At 63.8% G+C, this 24475-nt stretch carries 19 protein-coding genes and 2 pseudogenes; 16 read left to right on the top strand and 5 right to left on the bottom strand.

Annotated elements, in window-relative coordinates; all coding sequences use genetic code 11:
• Positions 1–41: 41 nt before the first annotated feature.
• Both sucD and sucC read right to left on the bottom strand, forming a co-directional pair.
• The gene (sucD, locus tag ACW7GZ_RS10530; RefSeq protein WP_457009097.1) at positions 42–920 is read right to left on the bottom strand and encodes a succinate--CoA ligase subunit alpha; all 879 of its coding nucleotides are present in this window, start codon (positions 918–920) and stop codon (positions 42–44) included.
• A 153-nt stretch (positions 921–1073) separates the two neighbouring features.
• The gene (gene sucC / locus ACW7GZ_RS10525; RefSeq protein WP_457005203.1) at positions 1074–2240 is read right to left on the bottom strand and encodes an ADP-forming succinate--CoA ligase subunit beta; all 1167 of its coding nucleotides are present in this window, start codon (positions 2238–2240) and stop codon (positions 1074–1076) included.
• Positions 2241–2341: 101 nt separating this feature from the next.
• On the opposite strand from sucC, the gene ACW7GZ_RS10520 reads away from it, so the two are divergent.
• The 13 genes and pseudogenes from ACW7GZ_RS10520 (at position 2342) to ACW7GZ_RS10460 (ending at position 17006) form a co-directional block, all read left to right on the top strand.
• The gene (locus ACW7GZ_RS10520; RefSeq protein ID WP_457005429.1) at positions 2342–3919 is read left to right on the top strand and encodes a sensor histidine kinase; all 1578 of its coding nucleotides are present in this window, start codon (positions 2342–2344) and stop codon (positions 3917–3919) included.
• An 80-nt stretch (positions 3920–3999) separates the two neighbouring features.
• Positions 4000–5143 (top strand): annotated as a pseudogene (locus tag ACW7GZ_RS10515) (sigma-54-dependent transcriptional regulator); the annotation flags it as partial.
• Positions 5144–5235: 92 nt separating this feature from the next.
• Positions 5236–5394: pseudogene (locus ACW7GZ_RS10510) on the top strand (helix-turn-helix domain-containing protein); the annotation flags it as partial.
• 220 nt (positions 5395–5614) lie between these two features.
• Positions 5615–6436, top strand: coding sequence for a hypothetical protein (locus ACW7GZ_RS10505; protein WP_457009095.1), 822 nt, complete (start codon positions 5615–5617; stop codon positions 6434–6436).
• Between the two features lie 646 nt (positions 6437–7082).
• Entirely contained in the window at positions 7083–7505 is a 423-nt protein-coding gene (locus tag ACW7GZ_RS10500) for a pilin (protein ID WP_457009093.1), read from the top strand.
• 119 nt (positions 7506–7624) lie between these two features.
• Entirely contained in the window at positions 7625–8032 is a 408-nt protein-coding gene (locus ACW7GZ_RS10495) for a pilin (protein ID WP_457009091.1), read from the top strand.
• 66 nt (positions 8033–8098) lie between these two features.
• Positions 8099–10048 (top strand): hypothetical protein, encoded by a 1950-nt coding sequence (locus tag ACW7GZ_RS10490; protein WP_457009089.1) that lies wholly within the window; start codon positions 8099–8101, stop codon positions 10046–10048.
• Between the two features lie 5 nt (positions 10049–10053).
• Complete coding sequence (locus tag ACW7GZ_RS10485) at positions 10054–11880, top strand: tetratricopeptide repeat protein (RefSeq protein ID WP_457009087.1); 1827 nt, start codon at positions 10054–10056, stop codon at positions 11878–11880.
• Positions 11877–13028, top strand: coding sequence for a glycosyltransferase (locus ACW7GZ_RS10480; RefSeq protein WP_457009085.1), 1152 nt, complete (start codon positions 11877–11879; stop codon positions 13026–13028). The genes ACW7GZ_RS10485 and ACW7GZ_RS10480 overlap by 4 nt, the downstream gene beginning before the upstream one ends.
• Positions 13025–13930 carry a class I SAM-dependent methyltransferase gene (locus ACW7GZ_RS10475; RefSeq protein ID WP_457009083.1) on the top strand — a complete coding sequence of 302 codons (906 nt, stop codon included), beginning with the start codon at positions 13025–13027 and terminating at the stop codon, positions 13928–13930. Before ACW7GZ_RS10480 ends, ACW7GZ_RS10475 begins: the two co-directional genes overlap by 4 nt.
• 55 nt (positions 13931–13985) lie before the next feature.
• Positions 13986–14663 carry a methyltransferase domain-containing protein gene (locus ACW7GZ_RS10470; protein ID WP_457009081.1) on the top strand — a complete coding sequence of 226 codons (678 nt, stop codon included), beginning with the start codon at positions 13986–13988 and terminating at the stop codon, positions 14661–14663.
• Complete coding sequence (locus ACW7GZ_RS10465) at positions 14660–16117, top strand: MOP flippase family protein (protein ID WP_457009079.1); 1458 nt, start codon at positions 14660–14662, stop codon at positions 16115–16117. Before ACW7GZ_RS10470 ends, ACW7GZ_RS10465 begins: the two co-directional genes overlap by 4 nt.
• Positions 16118–16124: 7 nt before the next feature.
• Complete coding sequence (locus ACW7GZ_RS10460; protein ID WP_457009077.1) at positions 16125–17006, top strand: glycosyltransferase; 882 nt, start codon at positions 16125–16127, stop codon at positions 17004–17006.
• 61 nt (positions 17007–17067) lie between these two features.
• Here the strand turns inward: ACW7GZ_RS10460 and ACW7GZ_RS10455 are convergent, their stop codons facing one another.
• The 3 genes from ACW7GZ_RS10455 to ACW7GZ_RS10445 all read right to left on the bottom strand — a co-directional run bounded on the left by ACW7GZ_RS10455 (position 17068) and on the right by ACW7GZ_RS10445 (position 20263).
• On the bottom strand, positions 17068–18117 hold the full coding sequence (locus tag ACW7GZ_RS10455; RefSeq protein WP_457009075.1) for a glycosyltransferase family 4 protein: 1050 nt from the start codon (positions 18115–18117) through the stop codon (positions 17068–17070).
• Positions 18118–18183: 66 nt separating this feature from the next.
• Positions 18184–19419, bottom strand: a complete 1236-nt coding sequence (locus ACW7GZ_RS10450; RefSeq protein ID WP_457009073.1) for a glycosyltransferase — start codon at positions 19417–19419, stop codon at positions 18184–18186.
• Positions 19412–20263 (bottom strand): glycosyltransferase family 2 protein, encoded by an 852-nt coding sequence (locus tag ACW7GZ_RS10445; RefSeq protein WP_457009161.1) that lies wholly within the window; start codon positions 20261–20263, stop codon positions 19412–19414. The genes ACW7GZ_RS10450 and ACW7GZ_RS10445 overlap by 8 nt, the downstream gene beginning before the upstream one ends.
• Before the next feature lie 131 nt (positions 20264–20394).
• On the opposite strand from ACW7GZ_RS10445, the gene pilB reads away from it, so the two are divergent.
• The 3 genes from pilB (at position 20395) to ACW7GZ_RS10430 (ending at position 24431) form a co-directional block, all read left to right on the top strand.
• Positions 20395–22119, top strand: a complete 1725-nt coding sequence (gene pilB, locus ACW7GZ_RS10440) for a type IV-A pilus assembly ATPase PilB (protein ID WP_457009071.1) — start codon at positions 20395–20397, stop codon at positions 22117–22119.
• A gap of 172 nt (positions 22120–22291) precedes the next feature.
• Entirely contained in the window at positions 22292–23563 is a 1272-nt protein-coding gene (locus ACW7GZ_RS10435) for a type II secretion system F family protein (RefSeq protein ID WP_457009069.1), read from the top strand.
• 7 nt (positions 23564–23570) lie between these two features.
• On the top strand, positions 23571–24431 hold the full coding sequence (locus tag ACW7GZ_RS10430; RefSeq protein WP_457009067.1) for a prepilin peptidase: 861 nt from the start codon (positions 23571–23573) through the stop codon (positions 24429–24431).
• Positions 24432–24475: the final 44 nt, after the last annotated feature.

Raw genomic sequence — 24475 nt, 5'->3', positions numbered from 1 at the left:
GCGGCCTCTTTCATTCACTTTCTGCAGGGTGAGTCGGGCGATCAGCCCGCCAGGCGCTTGGCGATGGCCGCACCCAGGTCACCCGGGGAACGCACGGTGGTCACACCGGCCTTCTCCATCGCGGCGAACTTGCCTTCCGCCGTGCCCGAGTCGCCCGAGGCGATCGCGCCAGCGTGGCCCATGCGCTTGCCCTTCGGGGCCGACGCACCGGCGATGAAGCCCACCACCGGCTTGGTCACGTACTCGGCGATGAACTCGGCTGCTTCTTCCTCGGCCGAACCGCCGATCTCGCCGACCATGATGATGCCCTCGGTCTGCGCATCGTCCTGGAACAGCTTCAGGCAGTCGATGAAGTTCAGGCCGTTGATCGGGTCGCCGCCGATGCCGATCACCGTCGACTGGCCAAGGCCGGCGTCGGTGGTCTGCTTGACCGCTTCATAGGTCAGCGTGCCCGAGCGCGAGACGATCGCGATCTTGCCCGGCATGTGGATGTGGCCCGGCATGATGCCGATCTTGCACTCGCCCGGGGTGATCACGCCGGGGCAGTTGGGGCCCACCAGCACGGTGTCCGGATAGGTCGTGACCAGGGTCTTCTTGACGCGCAGCATGTCCAGCACCGGGATGCCCTCGGTGATGCACACGATCACCTTGATGCCGGCATCCGCGGCTTCAAGGATCGCGTCGGCCGCGAACGGTGGCGGCACGTAGATCACCGACGCATTGGCGCCGGTTTCGCCCACGGCATCGGCCACGGTGTTGAACACGGGCAGGCCCAGGTGCTCGGTGCCGCCCTTGCCGGGGGTCACGCCGCCCACGACCTTGGTGCCGTATTCGAGCATCTGCTCGGCGTGGAAGGTGCCCTGCGTGCCGGTGAAGCCCTGCACGATCACCTTGGTGTCCTTGTTGATCAGAACGCTCATGTGTTTCCTCGGTTCTTCTGTGTCTTCCGCGCCCCACCCGTGGGAGCGGCTATAGCCGCGATTGCTGTCTTGGCCGTGCGGGAATCGCGGCTGTAGCCGCTCCCACAGGGTCAAGGCCCAGGTGGCAGGAAGAAATATGGTGGATGTCGGGACTCAGGCAGCCTTGGCGGCTTCAACGGCCTTGCGGGCACCGTCGTTGATGTTGTCGGCGGCGGTGATCGCCAGGCCGGAGTTCTTCAAAAGCTCCTTGCCCGCGTCCACGTTCGTGCCCTCGAGGCGCACGATCACCGGAACCTTGACGTCGACTTCCTTCACCGCGGCGATGATGCCTTCCGCGATCATGTCGCAGCGCACGATGCCGCCGAAGATGTTGACGAAGATCGCCTTCACGTCGTCGGACGAGAGGATCAGCTTGAACGCCTCGGTCACGCGCTCCTTGGTGGCGCCGCCGCCGACGTCCAGGAAGTTGGCGGGCGAGCCGCCTTCCAGCTGGATCACGTCCATCGTCGCCATCGCCAGGCCCGCGCCGTTGACCATGCAGCCGATGTTGCCGTCCATGGTCACGTAGTTCAGGTCGTGCTGGCTGGCCTTGACCTCGGTCTCGTCTTCCTGGCGGATGTCGCGCAGGGCGACCAGCTCCGGGTGGCGGAAGCCGGCGTTGTCGTCGGAGTCGACCTTGCCATCCAGCACGGCCAGATTGCCGTCGGTGAGGATCGCCAGCGGGTTCAGTTCAACCAGCGCCAGGTCCTTCTCGTTGAACAGCTTGTACAGGCCCATCATGATCTTCGACAGCTGGTTGACCTGCTTGCCGGTCAGGCCCAGGGCAAAGCCCATGTCGCGGCACTGGTAGGGCTGCAGGCCCTGGATGAAGTTCACGTTGAGCGACTGGATCTTCTCCGGCGTCTCGGCGGCCACCTGCTCGATGTCCATGCCGCCTTCGCTTGACGCGATGAAGGTCACCGACTGGGTCGAACGGTCCACCAGCACCGACAGGTACAGCTCCTTGTCGATATCGGTGGCCAGGGTCACCAGCACCGAGTCGATCGGCAGCTCGATGCCGGCGGTCTGGTAGGTCGCCATCTTCTTGCCGAGCATGCCCTTGGCGTGCTCGCGCACCTCGTCGAGCGAGCGGCACAGCTTGACGCCGCCGGCCTTGCCGCGGCCGCCGGCGTGGATCTGGGCCTTGACCACCCAGAAATCACCGCCGATCGCCTTGGCGGCATCAACCGCCTCTTCAGGGGTCCGGGCGACGCGCCCGGCCGGGACTGCAATGCCGTAATCGGCGAAGAGCTGCTTCGCCTGGTACTCGTGGAAGTTCATGTGGGGTCCGTCGTGGGAAAGTGGGACACAGCGCCGACCATTATAGTGCGCCAACGCCTACGGAGCCCGCCCGAGTGCCCATTGCCCCCACCGACCGCGCCATGAGGCGCGAGCTGTACCTCCTTGCCCTGTACCGGACGCTCGAAGCCGCGCTGCTGGCGCTGGCCGTATTCGGCCCGCTGCAGGGCGTATTCGGCGGCGAGGCGCGGGATCCCGCGCTGGCCGTGGCAGTGGCCGCCACTTACCTTGCGGCGTCCGCCGTACTGCTGGTGTTCTCGGGCCGCGCATCGATCCCGCTGCCGGCGCAGGTCATCTTCGGCGTGATCATCGACATCGCCGTGGCCACCCTGGCCACCCACGCCCTGCCCCACGCCGGGCCCGGCATCGCGATGATGCTGCTGTTCAACGTCGGCGCCGCCGCCCTGCTGCTGCCCCTGCACCTGGGCCTGGCGGCCGCCGCGCTGGCGTCGGGCGCGCTGGTGGCGCAGTACATGGCGGTGATCGTGGCCGGCAGCCCGATCCGCGAGCGCCCCCTGGCCGAAGTGCTGATGTTCTCGGTCAGCTACCTGGCCATCGCGTCCTTGACCAACTTCCTTGGCCGCGACATGCGCGAAACCCGCAGCCTGGCCGACAGGCGCGGCGCCGAGGCCGCCAACCTTGCCGAAGTCAACGAGCTGATCATCCGCCGCATGCGCGTGGGCGTGCTGATGGTGGACGGCACCGGCCGCATCCGCATGGCCAACGAGGCCGCGCGGATCCTGCTGGGCGGACCCGGCCCCGACCCCGAAGGCCCGCCGCGCACCCTGCCGAAGATTTCCCCGGCGTTGGCCATGCGCGTGGCCGAATGGCGCCGCAGCGGCCGGAGCGACGACACCCCGCTGACCATCGGCGACGATGGCAACGAAGTCCTGCCGCGCTTCACCCGCCTGCTGGCCACCGACGACACCACCCTGATCTTCCTCGACGACACGGCGCTTGTCTCGCGCCGCGCCGAATCGCTCACCCTGGCCGCCATGGGCCGCTTCTCCGCAAGCCTGGCGCATGAAATCCGCAACCCGCTGGCCGCCATCAGCTACGCCACCCAGCTGCTGGAGGAATCGCGCGACATCGGCGACAGCGACCGCCGCCTGCTGCAGATCGTCCACCAGCAGTGCATGCGCACCAACGCCATCGTCGAGAGCGTGCTGAGCCTGGCCCGCCGCGAGCGCGCCCAGCCCGAGCACGTGGATCTCGTGGGCCAGGTGCGCACCTTCATCGACGACTACCGCCAGACCTGCCCGGAAGAGAACGCCAGCCTGCGCCAGGCTGGCCAGCGCCCCGACGTCCCGGCCATGGTCGACCCCCGCCACCTGCAGCAGGTGCTGACGTCCTTGACCAACAACGCCGTGCGCCACGGCCACCAGCCCGGCGAGGCCGCCCGCATCACCATCAACGCCGACATCCTGGACGGCAGCCCCGTGATCGAGATCAGCGACCGCGGCCCCGGCATCCCCGACGCCGTGACCCACCAGCTGTTCCGCCCCTTCTTCACCACCTCCGAGCACGGCACCGGCCTGGGCCTCTACATCGCCCACGAGCTGTGCCGCGCCAACGACGGCCGCCTGGAGTACGTCTCCCTCCCCGGCGGCGGCGCCTGCTTCCGCATCACCCTGCGCAGCGGCTCCGCGATGCTGGGCTGAGGCTTGTACCTTTGACACTCGTCACACTATGGTGAAAAGTGCCAAAATTGGTCACCCACGGACAGGTTCGCAGAAATTCCATGACAGACGCCCGCAGCGCCCTCATCGTCGACGACGAACACGACATCCGCGAGCTCCTTGTCCTGACCTTGGGCCGCATGGGCCTGCGCACCGATACCGCCGCCACCCTGGCCGCTGCGCAGGAGTTGCTGGGCCGCGGCCGCTACGACCTCTGCCTGACCGACATGCGCCTGCCCGACGGCTCCGGCCTTGAGCTGATCAGCGACATCACCACCCGCTTCCCCGAGACCCCCGTGGCGATGATCACCGCCTTCGGCAACGTCGAGGCCGCGGTGGAAGCGCTGAAGGCCGGCGCCTTCGACTTCGTCAGCAAGCCGGTGGACATCAACGTACTCAGGGGCCTGGTGCGCCAGGCGCTGGAGCTCAACGCCCGCCGCGCCGCCCAGCCCGAAGAGGCCGGCCGCCTGCTTGGCGGCTCGCCGGCGATGGTCGCCCTGCGCGAAACCATCGCCAAGGTCTCGCGCAGCCAGGCGCCGGTGCACATCAGCGGCGAATCCGGCACCGGCAAGGAGCTGGTCGCGCGCACCATCCACGCCCAGGGCGCCCGCGCCAACGGCCCCTTCGTGCCGGTCAACTGCGGCGCCATCCCCACCGAACTGATGGAAAGCGAGTTCTTCGGCCACCGCAAGGGCAGCTTCACCGGCGCCCATGCCGACAAGCCCGGCCTGTTCCAGAGCGCCGACGGCGGCACCCTGTTCCTGGACGAAGTGGCCGAGCTGCCGCTGGCGATGCAGGTCAAGCTGCTGCGCGCGATCCAGGAGAAGAAGGTGCGCCCGGTCGGCGCGCAGACCGAGATCGACGTCGACGTGCGCATCCTCTCGGCCACCCACAAGGACCTCAACGCATTGGTGAATGCCGGCAGCTTCCGGCATGACCTGTACTACCGCATCAACGTGATCGAACTGCACGTACCGGCGCTGCGCGACCGTGACGGCGACCTGCCGATCCTGTCCGACGCCATCTTCGCGCGGCTGGCGCAGGCGATGCACCGCAGCGCGCCGAAGCTCGGCCCCGAGGCGCTGGCCGCACTGGATGCCTACGCATTCCCCGGAAACGTGCGCGAGCTGGAAAACGTGCTCGAACGCGCCATGGCCCTGGCCGACAGCGACAACATCACCGCCGCCGACCTGCGCCTGCCGGGCGGCAGCAACATCCACTCGCCCGGCCGCCGGCTGCCGATGGTGGGCAGCACCGCCCAGGCGCAGTCGCCGGCGGCGATGAACCCGCGCGAGACCGCGTCGAGCGCCCTGCCTTCTTATATAGAAGAGATCGAACGCGCAGCCATCCAGCAGGCCCTGCAGGAAAGCCGCTACAACAAGACCAAGGCTGCCGCCGCGCTGGGCATCACCTTCCGGGCGCTGCGGTACAAGCTCAAGAAGCTCGGGATCGACTGAGGCGCAAGCCGCACCAGGGAGGGTGCATGACACCACGGACCGCCCCCCCCTGCTGCTCGCACTCGGCGCCTGCGCCACCGCGCCGCACCCGGCCAGCGGCAATCATGCCGGTACACCCCCGGGGCCAGCATCGAACCGTCCGGCTTCGCCACGGTCCTGCACGCCCCCCCCCTCGACCGCTTCCCTGCACCGACCGCCAAAGGCCGGGGCCGAGGCACTGATGAATCCAGACCAGGCCGCCTCCAGCGATGCCAGGGCGCTGGACAGGCAGCTGAAAGCGCAGACCGCTGGCAACTACATCGGGATGCGGATCGTGCACGATCTCGACCCGCGCTTCGCCTTCCAGTTCCGTCGCGACGCCGCGGCGACGCTGGCGCGCTTCACCTCCGACAGCCGCTTCGTCGCCGCCGAGGGCGGCATCCCCAGGGAGGAGCTTCAACCGCTGTTCGACGAATGGTGGAAGCGCTTCAAACCGCACCGCATCCTTGGTGGCGGATCGGTCATGGAGTTCGAGGGCGAAGTCCAGTTCGACATGACCATCGACGGGGCCGGCTACCGCGTCATTGCCGCGCGCGAAAACTGGGTGCTGCCCGAGCGTGTCCGGCTGAATTTCCCGCCACCGCCCAATCCCCGCTCGGTGGATCCCGCACTGGTGCCGCTGGTGCGAGTGTTCGCGCGCGAAGACCGCTTGCCGGCCGTGGTGCCCCTGGCCGCGCACAGCGGGCGCCTCATCCTGCGCGACGGGTGCTTCCGCATGCAGGGAGATGGCGACGAAGAGCCGCTGGTCCTGTTCGGGCGGGATGTCGAGTTGGGGCTGGACGGGGACGGCTACCTGGTCGTGACCGAGCCGCAAGGTTCCGACGTCGATCGCAGCGCCGCCCGCGTGGGCGAGCGCGTGGTGTGGAGCGGCCCCCGCGGCGTCGACGATGCCGACGAAGGCGTGACAGCACTCCGCACCGCCTGCGGACCGGACCCGATCATTGCCACCGGCGAACCCACGCGCGAGCGCAGGTTCGAGCTGGGCCGGCCATCAGTGCGATAGATACCCGTCCACTGCCTTCGTGAAAGGCCTTACGCGCGTGGACTTCGAACGCGCATACCGGCCCACGCCGCCGCCGGAGCCGGGGTAATCCCCACGCCGAGTGAGCATCCTGCGGACCTGTAGCTTGTCCCGGTGGCGCCGGGTGGCCGTGGCGGCTTTCTCAATCAGGGTGAAGCCGCGCGACCAGCCTGTTCGCGCAAGCCCCAAGGCACCCGACAAGCCCGGCCAGTCCCAGAGCGCCGTCAACGGCGCGCCGCCGAAGAGGAACTCGCATGCCCATCTCGCATCGCTGCCGTCAGCTTGTGACCCCCCAATGCACCAATAGGCGTCGCCAAGTTCGCGCAGCGTCCGCGGACCGCGAGCATCAAAAAAGACAGGCGTCACATATCTTGACTGAATCCTGCCCCTGAGCGTCACAATGGGCGCCAAAAAGTGACGCAACGCGTCGCCTACTCCCCGGCAACGACAGTCTGGACCGTGAATCCTGTTGCACATCTGTTCATTCATCCCCGCAAGGCAACAACTGGCACGGGTTCTGCATACACTTCACTGCACGTGCGATATCGCACGGCAGCAACGGTTCCGGAACCCATGCCGGCGTTGTCACACGTGAAGTTTCCTACAAACCTCTAGGGGAGTTACCCAAATGAAGAAGCAGTCTGGCTTTACCCTCATCGAACTGATGATCGTCGTTGCGATCATCGCCATCCTGGCCGCCATTGCGCTGCCGGCGTATCAGAACTATGTCGCCAAGTCGCAGGCCACTGCTGGTCTGGCGGACATCCGTGGCGGCGTGACCGCGTTCGAGGAGGGCATCCAAGCCGGTACCCGCGGAGCCGTTCCCGCCACTGTCGGTGACATCGGCCTCAATGGCAGCACCCCTCGCTGCTCGACGGTCGGCGTGACCGGGAATTGGGATGCCGCCTCCGGTCAGACGATCGTGTGCACCATTTCGGGCAACCCGAACGTCAACACCAGCACCATCACACTCACCCGGACCGCCAGCGGCCAGTGGCCGTGCACCACTACGGTCGCGAGCGAAAATCACCGCCCGAACAACTGCGGCTGATCGTACTCAAAACCGGGGCGTTGCTTCAGAACACGGAGCACCTCGAGGCCCCGCTCCGGCGGGGCCTTTTCGTCAGGACCCATCCATCCGTTGCACCGGTCATACAGGGGAGACCGCTCATGCAGCATGCCAAGGGGTTCACACTGATCGAGCTAATGATCGTGGTCGCGATCATTGCCATTCTCGCTGCAATTGCGCTACCGGCCTATCAGAACTACACAATCAAGAGTCAACTGACCAGCGCTCTCGCAGAGATAAATTCTGGGCGCAGCATGTTCGAAGCCAAATTATTGGCTGAGAATATCAGCAGCTTCAATCCGACCGACATCGGATTGGCTGCCAGCACGCCGCGTTGCAGCACGATCAACTTGGTTTCGGGGGAAGCCGGCCATATCGAATGCATCGTCAACGGCGCCCCGCCCATCCAGGGGAATGCCCTGCGCATCAGCCGCAACGCATCGGGCCAGTGGCAGTGCCAGACAGCTGCGGGCACGCTTGACGTCTATAAACCCAACCATTGCCAGTAATTATGGCGTCGCCGCTCACGTCCTGACCATGAACGCGCCAACCCGGCTTCACGCCCACCAGGATCGATGAAAAACCTGATTTTCGACCCCCGCGCCTGGTGCGCGCTCTTGCTGCTGACCGCCGGTCTTGCCTACTGGCCCGGCCTGGGCGGTGGTTTCATCTTCGACGACTGGTCGGCCCTGGTGGACAACCAGCGGCTCCACATCGACGCGCTGGATGGCGCGTCGCTTCGGCAGGCCGCGACATCCTTCGAGCCGGGCGGCACCCTCGGTGCCCGGCCGCTGTCCATGCTCAGCTTCGGCGTGAACCATGCCCTGCATGGCCTGGAGCCTTGGGGCTACAAGCTGACAGGCTGGCTGGTCCACCTGTTCAACACCCTGCTGGTGTTCCTGTTCGTCCGACGCGTGGTCATGCTGGCCGCGCCGCAGACGCCAACCCGGTTCGGCACTACAGACGAATCTGCGCCTGTTGCCACCAACCCGGTCGTCGTCGCGGGTGCGGTTGCGCTGCTCTGGTCGGTGCATCCGCTGCAGGTGTCCACCGTCCTGTATGTCGTCCAGCGGATGGAGACCCTTTCCATCACCTTCGTCCTGCTGGCCTTGCTGGCCTATCTGCGTGGAAGGACGAACCAGATCGATGGGCGACGCGGCTGGGCTTGGCTGGCGCTTTGCATCCCGCTGGTGGCGCTGGGCTGGGCCGCCAAGGAATCGGCCGTCCTGTTTCCCGCATTCGCACTCGCACTCGAATTGACGGTGCTGTCCTTTGCGGCGCAGCGTACCTGGATTGCGCGAAGCTGGCGCTGGGGGTACGCGCTGGTCGTTGCCGCGGCGGTCCTGGTGTTCCTGCTGCTGGTGATTCCCCATTACTGGAATACCGAAACGATCACCGCCCGGAACTTCAACACCGCCGAGCGCCTGCTGACACAGCTCCGGGTACTGAGCATGTACCTGTGGCAGATCGTCCTGCCTCTGCCGGGCACGATGCATTTCTACTACGACGATTTGCCTGTGTCGAAAGGCCTGTTGTCGCCGGCCACGACCCTGGCAAGTGGCATCTTCCTGCTTGCACTGCTGGCATCGGCCTTGGTACTGATCAAGCGCATTCCGCTGTACTCGCTGGGCGTCCTACTGTTCTTCACCGCCCACGCCCTCACCAGCAACGTCGTGGCGCTTGAGCTTGTGTTCGAACATCGCAACTACTTCGCACTGCTGGGCGTGATCCTGGCGGCGGCCGGACTGTTCTTGAAGCTTCCGGTACGCGATCGCTTTGCGGCGCAATGGGGTGTGGTGGTGCTGGTGTGCGTGGCCTTGCTCTTGCTGACAGCACTGCGGGCCGCCACCTGGGGCGACCAGCTGCATCTGGCCAGCGATCTGGCGGACAAGAATCCGCTTTCGGCGCGCGCGAGTTCCGACCTGGCCACCCTCTACCTCGAGATGACAGACGGCCATTCCGGATCCCCGTTCAACGACTTCGCCATGCGCGAGTTCGAACGGGGTGCCTTGATTCCGGGCAGTTCGATCATCAGCGACCAAGGCCTCATCCTTGTGGCGGTACAAGCCGGGCGACCGGTGGACCCGGTGTGGTGGGACAGGCTGACCGCCAAACTGGAGAACCAGCCGATCACGCCAGACACCACTCACGCCATGTTCGGCCTGCTGGGGAACCGGCTCAAGGGCGTGGCGCTGGACGACGAGCGGCTGGTCGATGCATTCCTGGCGATGTTCAACCGGATCAGGCTCCCACCCTACAGCTATGCGCAGTTCGGCGACTATCTGCTCAAGCACGTCGGGGATGAGCCGCTGGCGGACCAGATCTTCGAGCTTGCGGTGGTGGCAAGCCGCTCCAGCCCGGACTACGCGCAGCAGATGGCGAATGTCCTGCTGAAGGATGGGCACGTCCGCCAGGCCCGGGTGGTTGCGGCCAAGGCCCACGAACTGGGGATTCGCGTCGATGTGGGTCTTGCGGACAGCAACGGGGGCGACGGCGAGCTGCCCACGTTGCCTGTCGCGAACTGAGCGCCATGAACCCCGCGCCTGACAGGCCCGCCGATCCGTCCCGATTCGCCACGCTTGCCAGCGCCGCACTTGCACTCCTGCTTGTCGCCGCAGTCTATTGGCCCGTACGCAACGGCGGATTCGTCTGGGATGACATCATCAACTTCGTCGAGAACGACTGGCTGAGCTCGGGCGCACAGTGGCAGCACTACGTGCTGCGCGACTTTAACGGTTGGACCAACTATTTCAGGCCATTGGTCGTGGGGTTCTTCACCCTCCAGATCCGCGCCTTCGACAGCAGCCCGGGGGCCATGCACCTCGTGTCACTCGGGCTGCACTTAGCCAACACCTGTCTGGTGGGCCTGCTTGCACGGCATTGCAGCCGCATCGTCCGACATTCGCCCACTCCACATCTGGCCTGGACTGTGGCCGCGATGGTGTTCTATGGCCTGCACCCGGCCCTGATCGAGGCCGTGGCATGGATCGGGGTCCAGTTCGACCTCATCGCCACACTGTTCATGCTGCTGGGGACATGGGCCGCGCTTGCGCTCCGGGCCCTGGGTTGGCGTGCCTTGGCCACTGGCGTGGCCTTCTTCCTTGCGGCCTGTTCCAAGGAGTCAGCGGCCGTGTTCCCGGCCGTGGTGCTGCTGGTCGACTGGCTTGTGCAGTCAAGGCAACCTGAAGACAGTGATCGTCCGTCGTTCCTTCGCGCCTTTTTGCGCAGAAACGCGCTACTGATCGCTGCGCTGGCCCTCGCCGGACTGGCGTACCTGGCGTTTCGCGCATGGGGGCTCGGCTACCTGATGCACGACGCCCCTCCGTTTGGGGGTGAGCTGTCCCTCCTGGGCTCGATCCAGAAGGTCATCTACACGCACCTCCAATACTGGCGGATGATTCTTCTCCCTATTGCCGACATCAATCCGGTGCATTCGTTTGCGACCGACGAGTTCGAACGCATTCGCCCTGGCTTGCTGGCCTTCGGCGGGTTGTCGCTGGCCGGGCTGGCCTGGGCCGTCCATGCGCTCCTGTCACGACGTTCCGCATGGGGCGGCCTTTTTCTGCTTGTGACCCTGGCCCTGCTTCCAGTTTTGAACCTGCTTCCCACCGGATTCGCCGTCAGCCTCTACCACCAGCGTTACGTCATCACTGCGCTGGCCTTCGGCACGGCCATTCTCCCGCTTTTGCCATGGCCCCGGATCAAGCTGACAAGTCGTCGGCTGCAATACACTCTTCTGGCCACGCTGGGAGCCGCATGGGTCATCAGCAGCCTCGCAACCATTCGCGTCACCGTACCGCTCTGGCTCGATGACGAGTCGGTCTGGCGCTGGGCGCTGTCCGAGAACCCCACGACCGAGATCGTGCAGTACAACCTCACCGCGGCCTTGCTGCGCAATGGAAGACTGGGTGAAGCCAATGCGCATGTCGACCGGTTCTTCAGCAATGACGGAGAGTGCGCACGCTGCGCAATCGAGGTTGCGAAGTTCGAGATCGACCGAGGCGATACGGAGCGGGCAGCCATCCTGATCGATCGAGCTGGCGCCTCCCGAATGATTCGTCAAGACTTGGATGTTTACGGCGATTACCTCCTTGCAGCGGGTCGGCTAGCGGCCGCGGAGGGAGACCCGCAGCGGGCCTTCTCACTGTTGTCCGAGGGTCTTGAGATCAAGCCGCAGGACCCGGTTGGACATGTCAGCATTGCCGAAGTGCTACTGAGTATCGGGCGTCCGGAAGAGGCCCTCAACGCAGCGCGCCGGGCTGTCGCGCTTGCCGATGACCAGCATTTGGACCTCCTTCAGTCATGGCTGGCCGGTTTGAAGAAGAGGAGCCTTGGTGATGGGGAGCTTGTCAGGTGAAAAAGGTTATCGTCTTCCGTAATGAGTTGCTGCCGAACTCCGAAACCTTCATCAAGGAGCAGACACGAGCCCTTGTCGGCTGGAAGTCCGTCCTAGTCGGCTACGGATCGGTGAAGGATGGCCTTGATCTTGACGAATTTGAGGTAGATCTCATCCCTTGCGCGTCAGCAGGGACCATTGGACGATATGCCTTGCGGGTGCGCCAGCTTCTAGACAGCCCCCATCCGGCGACCGTGACGGTATTACTTGGCACAGGTGCAGCGCTGGTCCATACGCACTTCGGACCCGATGCCACCGATGTATGGCCAAGCGTCAAGGCTGCCGGGCTGCCAATGGTTGTCACCTTGCATGGCTACGATATCAACGTCCACCGCGAGTGGTGGGAAGCCGGCCATGGTGGGATCCATCGCAGGGCCTACCCGCGGCGGCTGTTGCAAATGGCACGCGAGCCTGCAGTCCACTTCATCGCCGTGTCCCACGCTATCAAGTGCCGCGCCATCGCGTATGGAATCCCGGAGGACAAGATCACCGTTTGCTACATCGGCGTTGACACCGAGCGATTCAAACCCGGCGGGCTACCCATCGATCAGCGAAGCAAACGGATCCTGTTTGTGGGACGGATGGTGGAGAAGAAGGCTCCGCTGTTGCTGATCCGCGCGTTCTCCGAAGTGCGCAAACAGGTAGCGGATGCGGAGCTGGTCATGATCGGCGACGGCCCGTTGCTCAATGACGCCAGGAAACTGGCTCGGACGCTTGATGTCACGGTGGAGTTCATGGGGGCACAAGACCCTAATACCGTGCTGGCGCAACTTCACCTAGCACGCGTTCTCTGTCTGCCAAGCATCACGGCGGAAAATGGAGATGCAGAGGGGCTGCCGATCTCAATTTTGGAAGCTCAAGCCTGCGGCGTGCCCGTCGTCACCTCGGCTAAAGGAGGGCTTGAGGGCATCATTGATGGAGCAACTGGAAGAGGCCTCGCCGAGAACCATCTGCCGAGCCTAGTCGGTGCACTTGTCCCAGCGATCCGAGAGCGGGACAAAAACATCGCCACCAAGACTCGACTCTTCTGCGAGGAAAATCACAGCATCGTACTCAACACATTGCGCCTTGAACAAGTCTATGCGCACGCATGCGGGCTATCCAAATGAAGAATCCGACTGCAGATATTCCCACAGCGCTGTCGAGTCCATTTGGCGGCAAAGCCGCATTGCTACAGGAGGTGCCGACCGGCTTCATCGTGGAACACTACAGAAGAAAATGCGGAATCGACGTGTCTCGACAGTTCGGCTCGCTTGGAAGTATCGGGCTATACGAATGCGCAGAGACAGGATATAGATTCTGGCGCCCAGAAGAAGTCGCTGGCGATGAGGATTTCTACAGGGAAATCAGTCGCGCTTGGAAAAACTACTATCGTGCAGAGAGATGGGAATACTCGCACGTCAGGAACTCATTGACTGGCACGGAACACCTGCTGGAAATCGGCTGCGGTAGGGGCTACTTCTTGCGATCGCTAGAGGGGGGCGTCAAATCCGCAACGGGTCTTGAATTCAACGAAGACGCTATTCGCGAAAAAGTAACTTCGGCGGATGTCCTTCATACATCCATCGAGGATATTGCTACGAAAGGCGGTAGATTCGATATCGTTTGCGCTTTCCACGTTCTTGAGCACGTCACGGACCCGCGATTCTTCATCGAGCAGGCGCTGGCCTGTCTGAACGACCACGGCACACTTATCTTCAGCACTCCAAACAACGACAACATCGATTTTCGCAATCAACAGGACATCTTCGACGCCCCACCGCATCACATGGGGCACTTCACGGCCGCAGCCTACGAGAACATCGCGAGGCTCTTTGGCTGCACCATATCGAAAGCAGTAATTCAACCACGCAATGCCACTTTGCCCGCCACAACCCATGGCACCAGCCGCAGCACTCTAAATCGAGCAGCAAACTTCGTGGCTCGGAGCTTGATGACCGTAAGCTACCGAATTAACAAAGAGCCGGGTGAAACTCTTCTTGTCTTTCTAAGAAAGGGCGGGTGTGCATGAAACGTGCAGCCCATGATAGATACGGGATTATGAAAATCCTCGCAAAGGGATCCGCGTGTATCCAGAGCATCTATTCAGCCACAACTGGCTGATCAAAAAGGTCCTGAACGGCAAGTTCCGGGCGCGCCTTCCTGAGCTATCCGGCCGCGTAGTGGACCTCGGTTGCGGTATGCGGCCGTTCGAGCAGGACATCCTTCAATACGCCGACGAGTACATTGGGGTCGACTGGAGCAGTACGTTGCACGGCTTGCAGGCCGATGTCGTTGCCGATCTCAATCGACCTTTGCCTTTCGCCAGCGATATCGCAGGCCATGTCGTTAGTTTTGAAGTCATGGAACATCTGGCAGAGCCGCAAGTGATGCTTTCCGAGGCCTTGCGCATCCTCCGTCCAGGTGGGGAGCTGACGCTTTCCGTCCCCTTCCAATGGTGGGTTCACGAAGCACCCTGGGACTATTACCGATATACGTGCCATGGGCTTGAGTATCTGTTGCAGAAGGCCGGCTTTGTCGACATCGTGGTGACTCCAACGACCGGCTTCTGGTCAATGTGGCTTCTCAAGCTCAACTACCAGACGAATCGCCTTGCCCGGGGGCCGCAGCCGGTCAGGATGCTGGCTCGCGCGTTGTTGGTCCCGTTTTGGTGGGCAAACCAGCACCTTGGGCAGGCCCTCGACCGGTTCTGGCCTGAGGAGCGCGAGACAGCCGGCTATTTCGTCACCGCCACCAAGCCATGACCCTGCGGAAAACCACGTTCTCCGCCGCTCGCTGGACCACGATCTCGGCTATTTTTCGCGCATGCATGCAGCTGCTGCAGATGGCGGTGTTGGCGAGGTTGCTGGTGCCGGGCGACTTCGGCCTGATGGCCATGGCGGGCGTGGCAGCAGCCGTCACGTCACTGTTTGCGGACTTGGGACTAAGCAGTGCGCTGATGCATTTCCCGCGGCCGGACCCCGCCACGCTGTCGACGCTGTTCTGGCTCAACCTGGCATTCTCCTTGCTGCTGGCATTGCTGTTTGCCGCGGCGGGCTGGCCGCTGGCCTACGTCTACGGCGAACCGGACTTGGTGTCGGTCATGATCTGGCTGTCCGTCAGCTTCCCGCTCGCTGCGATAGGTCAGCAATTCCGAGTACTCGCCGAGAAGGATTTGCGTTTCGCGGTTCTGGCACAAAATGAGATTGCTGCCACCGTGGCCGGAACCGCCATCGCCGTCGTTGCAGCGCTTGCGGGCTACGGTGTGTTTGCACTGGTGATGGCACTAGTGGCATCGGCCGCCGTCAATTCTCTTCTTGCCTGGTGGCGCTTGTCGGCCGGGCTGCAGCCCCAGACCACATTCCGTCCGATGCTTGCCCGCCCATTTGTCGCCTTCGGCCTGCACCGCGTGGGCGACGGCTTCTGGAACACCATACGCATGCAGGCCGATGTGTTCATCGCGGGGCTGTTCGCGGCGCCCGCCGTGGTAGCCGCTTACGCAGTCCCGCGCGACCTGACGTTGAAGATTGCCAACACCGTCATCAATCCAGTCATCACACGCGTTGGCCTGCCTGTCATGACGCGCCTGCAGGACGATCCGGCCGCGCTGCGGGCCGTTTACCTGAAGACACTGGGGCTGACCGCTTCGTTCAACTTCCCCCTGTATGCGCTCTTGGCACTGTTCCCCGAACAGATCGTGTCCTTGTTGCTTGGCGATCAGTGGGATGCCGCCGCCTTCTACCTCCGCCTGTTTGCTTTGTGGGGCCTGATTCGGTCCACTGGCAACCCTTCTGGCAGCCTGTTGTATGCCGTGGGCATGGCACGACGCGCCCATGCCTGGAACCTGCTGTTGTTCTTTGCCACCGTGCCGTTGTTATGGGTGGCCGCCAAGCTCGGGGGCTTGACCGCACTGGCCTGGACGATGCTCGGCTGGCAGGCGGCGGTTTACGTACTGGCTTGGCGCTGTCTCGTCCGGCCAGCCTGCGGCGCAGGTTTCTCGACCTACAATGCCAGCATTGCTCCGCCGCTCGGAGCTACCGTACTTGCATCGGCCTTTGCCTACGTCGCCGCCAGCGTGCTCCCGCCGTCATTTCAACTGCCCGCTGGTTCTTTGGTTCTCGCCGGCGGGTATCTGCTGCTGAGTTGGTTCTACAATCGGCAGTGGATTGAAGCAATGGCGGAACTGCTGCGTGTTCCAGCGCCCGTACGCAGATCATGAATCAAGCATGCGCACCCCACAACTGACCAGCGTCATCATTCCTGTTTTCAATGACGTGGCTGGCGTAGCCAGAACGCTTGAAGGACTCTCCCGGCAGTCCTGGCCAGTGGACCTCATTGAAGTGATTGTTGTGGACAATGGCTCCCAGCATCCAGTCAGACTGCACTCCGAGCACCCCTTTCACGTCAAGGTGATCCGATGCCAAACACCCGGATCCTATGCAGCCCGCAATGCGGGCGCGGCAGTTGCCCAAGGCGACGTTCTCGCATTCACCGATGCGGATTGCGTCCCATGCGAGCACTGGCTTGAGCGTGGAATAGCGTCGCTGGATGCTGGCGAAGGCAAATGGGCGGTAGGCGGGGACGTGATCTTTGCTCCCCAGGACTCGCCCACAGGTGTTGCGCTGTACCAGATGGTCACGGGCTTCGGCCAGGAAGGCAATATTCGCGACAAGGGATTTTCAGCGACTGCCAATCTGTTCTGCACCAGGGATCAGTTCAAGACCGTCGGCCCGTTTGATGAGCGCCTGCTCTCTGGTGGGGATCGCGAATGGGCATGGCGGGCGAACACGCACCAGATTGACATGACCTATCAACCCGATGCCGTCGTCTATACGGAGCCGCGCAGCTCACTGCATGGCGCCATTCGCCAAGGGCGACGGGTGGTGGCAGGAAGGGCCGGATTGCGGAAGCTTGGCTTGGCTCACATTGGTGATGCGGCGGTCGCCAAGCAACGCTCTTCCTTGCAGTCAGCGATATGGATTCTCAAGAACAGGCAACTCGGCTACTGGGACAGGTTGCGGATACTGACCGTGGCGACTTTCATACATGGTGCTGCGGTCTTCGAAGGCGTTCGTCTTCGCTTGGGTGGCAAGCCTGAGAGGCGTTGATACGAATGTCGATGGCACAGGCCGGTGTCGACTTGGCGCGAGAGGCGAGTGTCGACGTCTGTCATTCTTCCGCGCTGACGGCCACCGGATACAGAGTACGGTAGGCATCGACCATCGTCTCGAACCCGAAGCGCTGCTTCGCGATTTCCGGCGCGGCCGCAGACATGGCTGTGGCAAGATCGCCATCACCAGCCAGTCTCCGTACCGCGGCCGCAAACGCTGCAACGTCATCACACGGACACAGCAACCCGCTCACTCCATCAGCAACTATTTCGGGCAGGCAGGAAGCGTGCGAAGCGATCACCGGCAGCCCGCATGCCATCGCTTCTGCCACGACCAGCGGCAATCCCTCGCTGCGCGACGGAAACAGGAGTGCATCCGCATTCTGCATCGCAGCCACCACGGCGGCGTCGCCATGCAAACGACCGATGTCGATCATGTTGGTCGGCATGTTCGCAAGGTCTTGCGCTGCCTCTGAGCCCCCGGTGTACCGCAACTCAAAGCCATCATCCAGCTCACCCATGATCGGCGCCAGCAGGTCAACGCCTTTGCGCGCCATCCAGCTTCCGACGTACAGCAAGCGGAATGGCTCACCGGGCTGACGCGCCCTGTGGCCCGGATGGAAGCGCGCAGTGTTGATACCGTTGTGGATGACCACCATCGGCACATCGCTCAAGGTCTGACGACCCATGTCGGCCACGAATTGGCTGACGGCAACTGCACGCTGCGCGCGATGGAGGACGCGACGCTCGATGGGAGCGATCCACCACCGGTGGTACGCCGCGCGCAGCCTGCCCTTGTAGGGACGCAACGCAGGATCATGGATGGAATGATGGAGCGTAGCCACCACAGGAAGGCGATCAGGTATGAATCGAGGATGCAACCAGGTGTTCAGGTGGGCCACGTTTGCCCATGCAGGCGGCCGTGGCACGGCCACTGTCCAGGGCGCGTACTCCGCACGCAGGGGCAGCCAGCTGATTTCGGCCTGGATGCCCCGGTTCCGCAGGCCCTCGACCAGACGCTCGGTGAAGACGTCGGTGCCAGTGCCGGTCCTGACCGTCGGGAACCAGACTGCAGGTCGCGCCGCCTTGCGCAGTTGCTGGTCACTCATGGCGAAGCCTCTCGATGCGCAAGATCTTGTGGATCAACGAGGAATGATGACACCAACGTAGCGCCGCTACATGGGCGAGCAGGTGCTCAGGATAGCCGCATAGCCGTTCCGGACACTCTCCCAGTCGAACCGGTTGATCAGGTCTTCATGCAGGCTTTCAGCCTGAGATCGGGCGCTTCGCGGATTCTCAAGGACATCGAGAACAGCATCCAATAGTTGCTCTGGCTTGCGTGGATCAACAAGGCTGCGTGACGTGTGGCCAAGCACATCACGCACCGCCGGCACGTCACCGGAGAGCACCGGGCAGCCGCAACCGACGGCTTCCACAAGCACCAGCCCCAAACCTTCTTGGTCGCCGGACAAGGCTTCGACGAACGGCGCCACGAAGATCGCGGCCCGCCGATACAGGTTGGGAAGGTCCGCCTGGGGAACCGCACCGAGAAACTCGACGTGTTCGGCAATCCCGAGTCCTGCGACGCGACGCCTGAGCGCGGCTTCTTCGGGGCCGAATCCGGCAATGCGCAGACGGGCGCCGGGCTGGCGGGCGATCACCGCAGGCATCGCATCAAGCAGATGGCGCAGCCCTTTCTTTTCCACCAGCCGGCCGACGAACAGCAGTTCATCGTCCGAGCGTGGCGTGTCGGGGTCCGGCACGAACCGGTGTCGCAGATCGACGCCCATCGGTTGTACGCTGACATTGTCGGCGTCGGGCACGATTTGCAGTATCCGTTCCCGCATCGCTTCGCTGACCACCGTGACCGCGCATGCGCTCCGGATCACGAAACGCTTCATCCGCTGCAGCAAGCGGCCCTTGAGTGCGAACAGGTCCGCACCGTGCGAGGTGACCACGAATGGCACCCTGCGCCCCGGCAGGCGCCGCAACATCGCAGCGATCAAGCCCTGCGGGATCAGCCAATGGGCGTGGATGACATCGACATCGCCCGCGCGGACCAGCCGCCAGGCCTGCCAGGCCTGTGCCAGCACGAAACCGGGGACGAGCAGGTACTTCCATTGGCTGCGGCGCAGGTTGGTGACGATCCCGCCATCGTTGACCAGCGTTTCCAGCCGCTCGGGCGCGTAGCGATAGCGGATCACCTCGACGCCATCAAGCACCTCGGCCGTTTTCGCTCCGGGCGCATGGGGGCCAAGAGCGACCACGCGGAAGCGGTCGGTCAACCGCTTTGCCAACTCGTGCACAAAGCCCGGCTCCGGATCGTCCGCCCAGCGCGGATAGGTCGAAGCCAGCACCAGCAGCGTGGGTTTGTCGGTTCCCGTCCCGGTGGCAGGTCCGCTATCAATCATCCCTGCGGTACGTCAATGCCGTGATCTGCTCGGAAATCAGCCCGATCAGGAAAATGATCACCGCTGCACTGAATAGCAGTACGCTCATGTTGGTGAACCGACCTTCGCCCAAGTAGGTGTAGGCGTAGTAGCCCATGCCGGTCAGGAAAAAGGCGAACGCCGTGGGCGCGAACAGCTTCAGCGGCGCGTACAGGGTCGCGATCTTGAAGATGATCAGCATGAAGCGGATGCCGTCGCGGATGGGGCGGATGTGGCTCCTGCCGATGCGCTTGGCCACCGGGACCGGCACGTAGGCCACCGGATAGGCGCTGCGAAAGAATGCCATGGTGCTGGTGGTGGGGTAGCTGAAGCCGTTGGGCAGCAGGTACAGGAACTCGCGGAACTTCGCCGCCCGCACCACCCGGAATCCGGAGGTCAGGTCCTTCACGTCGGAGCCGGTCATGCGGCTGGCCAGCCAGTTATAGAAGGCGTTGGCGGCCCCGCGGTGCACGCCGGCCTGACCGGCCCGGTTGCGGGCACCGACCACCATGTCGTATCCCTCACCCAGCCTCTCCAGCAGCTGCGGAATACACGCCGGGTCATGCTGCCCATCCGCGTCCATGAACACCAGGACGTCCCCGCCGGCGGCCCGGGCCCCGCGCTTGATCGCCGCGCCATTGCCCATGGAGTACGGAGAGGTCAGGGCTGTGGCACCGTACTCGGCAGCCATCGCCGCGGTGTCGTCGGTGGACCCGTCGTCCACCACGATAATCTCGGCGTCCGGCATTTGCGCGCGCAGGGCCGGGAGCACACGCCGCAGGCCTTCGGCCTCGTTCTTGGCGGGCAGGATGACTGAAATTCGCATGAGGTCCCCTTTGCCCAAGAGTAGCCGGAAATGTCCGACGGTGGCAGCTGTCGGCCCCGACACTGGGACGGCTACCTGCCTATGGCCCGGCGGACGCTTGCGCTAAAGTCTGCCCATCGCGGAGGAACCCAATGAACGCAGTCGCATCGGCCAACCTGGTCGGCATCACCGGCATCGCCCGCCGCCTGGTCCTTGACGGAGTCCTGGACGAGGCCACCGCCCGCGAGGCGCTGGACAAGGCCACCAAGGAGCGTAAGCCCGTCGCGCTGTACCTGCGCGAGGCCAAACTGGTCACGACGGCCCAGATGGCCGCGGCGAACTCCATGGAGTTCGGCATGCCGGTGTTCGATCCATCAGTCATGGACGGCAGCATGAGCGCGATCAAGCTGGTCAGCGATGAGTTGCTGTCCAAGCACACCATCCTTCCCCTGTTCAAGCGCGGCGGCAAGCTGTTCGTGGGCACCACAGACCCCACCAACACCCATGCCCTGGACGAGGTCAAGTTCCACACCAACCTGGTGGTGGAGCCCATCCTGGTGGACGAGGACAAGATCCGCCGCTGCGTGGAACTGTGGCAGGACGCCGGCGACAGCTTCGGCGACGCCTTGCAGAACTCGGATGGCCTGGACAACCTCGACATCAGCGGTGGCGAGGATGAGGGCAGCGATTCCGGCGTCGACGCCAAGGGCGACGACACCCCGGTGGTCAAGTTCGTCAACAAGGTCCTGATCGATGCCATTAAGAAAGGGGCGTCGGACATCCACTTCGAGCCGTATGAGGACGATTTCCGCGTTCGTCTGCGCATCGATGGCATCCTCAAGCAGGCCGCCAAGATGCCGGTCAAGCTGAACCAGCGCATCACTGCCCGCCTGAAGGTCATGGCCCAGCTGGACATCGCCGAGAAGCGGGTGCCCCAGGACGGCCGCATCAAGCTCAACCTGAGCAAGACCAAGCAGATCGACTTCCGCGTCAGCACCCTGCCGACCCTGTTCGGCGAAAAGGTTGTACTGCGCATCTTGGATGGCAGCGCGGCCAAGCTGGGCATCGAGAAGCTGGGCTACGAACCGGACCAGCAGAAGATCTTCCTGGATGCCATCCACAAGCCGTATGGGATGGTGCTGGTCACCGGCCCCACCGGCTCCGGCAAGACGGTCAGCCTGTACACGGCGCTCGGCATCTTGAACGACGACATGCGCAACATCTCCACCGTGGAGGATCCGGTGGAAATCCGCCTGCCCGGTGTGAACCAGGTGCAGCAGAACGTGAAGCGCGGCATGACCTTCGCCGCCGCCCTGCGCAGCTTCCTGCGCCAGGACCCGGACATCATCATGGTCGGCGAGATCCGCGACCTGGAAACCGCCGAGATCGCCATCAAGGCCGCCCAAACGGGCCACATGGTGCTTTCCACCCTGCACACTAACGACGCGCCGCAGACCATCGCCCGCTTGATGAACATGGGCATCGCGCCCTACAACATCACCAGTTCCGTCACGGTGGTGGTCGCCCAGCGCCTATGCCGCCGGCTCTGCCCCAGGTGCAAACGCCCACAGGACCTGCCCGACAACGCCCTGCTGGCCGAAGGCTTTACCGCCGACGAGATACACGCGGGTTTCACGATTTACGAAGCCGTGGGCTGCGACGAGTGCACCGGTGGCTACAAGGGCCGGGTGGGTATCTACCAGGTGCTGCCAATGAGTGATGAGATCCAGACCATCGTTCTGCAGGGAGGCAACGCGCTGCAGATCGCCGAGGCGGCGAAGGTGGCAGGGGTGAAAGACCTGCGCCAGTCGGCGCTGCTGAAGGCGAGGAACGGGCTGACGAGCCTGGCGGAGATCAACCGGATTACGGTCGACTGAGAGCGCCCCATCGCCCTTTGGGCACCTTCCCCCGCTTTGCGGGAAGGAAAGGCTGGGGAGTTGCTGGAACCCGGAGGCACGTCACAAACGGAAATTTCACTTTCCGCCGCAAGGGTTTAGGATGGACTCTTGCGGCCTGGTCGGGGTTCCGGGCCTTTAGGGGAGTCTGAACATGGCTGTGACCGGTAGCGCCGCGCGAACCGCCGCGAAGAAGCCCGTTGCGCAACAGCGCAAGGGCGTTGAGCTGACGCCTTTCGTCTGGCAAGGCACCGATAAGCGCGGCAAGAAGATGAAGGGCGAGCAGTCCGCGAAGAACGCGAACCTGCTCCGTGCTGAACTCCGCCGCCAGGGGATCACGCCCACGGTGGTCAAAGCCAAGGGCAAGCCCTTGTTCGGCAGCTCAGGCGCGCGCATCTCGGCAAAGGACATTGCGGTCTTCAGCCGGCAGTTGGCGACAATGATCAAGTCCGGCGTGCCGATCGTGCAATCGCTGGAAATCATCGGCAACGGCAACCGGAACCCCCGGATGAAGGCCATGGTCGATTCCCTGCGCCTGGACCTCGAGGGCGGCATGTCGATCTACGAAGCCATGAGCAAGCATCCGGTGCAGTTCGACGAGCTGTACCGGAACCTTGTGAAGGCCGGCGAAGGCGCAGGCGTGCTGGAGACCGTGCTTGAGACCATCGCCACCTACAAGGAAAACATCGAGACCCTCAAGGGCAAGATCAAGAAAGCGCTGTTCTACCCGGCAACGGTGGTTGCGGTCGCGCTTCTGGTCAGTGCCATCCTGCTGGTCTACGTGGTGCCACAGTTCGAATCGGTGTTCGCGGGCTTTGGCACAGATCTTCCTGCGTTTACCCAGCTGATCGTGGGAGCCTCACGGTTCATGGTGAAGTGGTGGTGGATGATCCTGCTGGTAACGGTGGTCACCATTCTGGGCACGATCTTCATCTTCAAGCGCTCACCCGCGTTCCAGCATTTGTGCGACCGGTTGATCCTCAAGGTCCCGGTGATCGGCCAGATCATGCACAACTCGGCCATCGCACGCTTCGCCCGGACGCTGGCGACGACGTTCCAGGCCGGCGTTCCCCTAGTGGAAGCACTGGACATCGTAGCCGGTGCGACCGGCAACACCGTGTACGAGAAAGCCACCCACGAGATCAAGAACGACGTCGCTGTCGGCTATCAGCTCAATGCGTCCATGAAACAGGTGAACCTGTTCCCGCACATGGTGACGCAAATGGCCGCGATCGGCGAAGAGGCCGGCGCGCTCGACACCATGCTGTTCAAGGTGGCCGAGTTCTACGAGGAAGAGGTCAACAATGCCGTGGATGCGCTGTCCAGCCTGCTGGAGCCGCTGATCATGGTATTCATCGGCACGATCGTGGGCGGCATGGTCGTCGGCATGTACCTCCCGATCTTCAAACTCGCCGCGGTGGTCTGACCGACCAGTGGCCTTCCTCGACCAGAACCCCGAGATCGGCTACCCGCTGGTCGCAGGCCTCGGCCTGCTTGTCGGCAGTTTCCTCAACGTGGTCATCCTGCGCTTGCCCAGGCGCATGGAGTGGCAGTGGAAGCGCGACAGCCGCGAGATGCTCGGTGAGCCGGAGCTCTACGATCCGCCGCCGCCGGGCATCGTGGTGGAGCGCTCGCACTGCCCGCACTGCGGCCACCAGCTGAGCTGGTACGAGAACATCCCGGTGCTGAGCTGGGTGGCGCTGCGCGGCAAGTGCCGCAGCTGCCGCGCGCCGATCTCGGCGCAGTACCCGGCGGTCGAGTTGCTGACCATGCTGCTGCTGCTGGCCTGCGTGTGGACCTTCGGCTTCGGCTGGCAGGGCTTCGGCGCGGGACTCCTGACCTGCTACCTGGTCGCGCTGTCGGGCATCGACCTGCGCACCCAGTTGCTGCCGGACTCACTCACGTTACCGCTGATGTGGCTGGGGCTGATCGCGGCGGTCGAGAACCTGTACCACGGGCCCAAGGAGGCCCTGCTGGGCGCGATCGCGGGCTATGTGAGCCTGTGGAGCGTGTGGTGGGTGTTCAAGCAGCTGACCGGCAAGGACGGCATGGGCCACGGCGACTTCAAGCTGCTGGCCGCGCTGGGCGCCTGGTGCGGGCTGGCGGGCGTGCTGCCGATCATCCTGATGTCGTCGCTGGTGGGCGCCCTGATCGGCGGGGCCTGGCTGATGATCAAGGGCCGCGAGCGCGCGACCCCCATCCCCTTCGGCCCGTTCCTGGCGGCAGCGGGGTGGATTGTCTTCATGTGGGGTGATGGGATTATCGGCGCTTACAAGGCGTACGCCGGGCTGTAGCTCGCGTCGCAAGGAGCCGCCCCTCTTCCTCAAGCGTGGGCTTC

The organism is Luteimonas sp. A537, assembly GCF_054052065.1.
The sequence above is the reverse complement of the archived record's forward strand: the minus strand, read 5'-3'. Positions and strand labels throughout refer to the sequence as shown.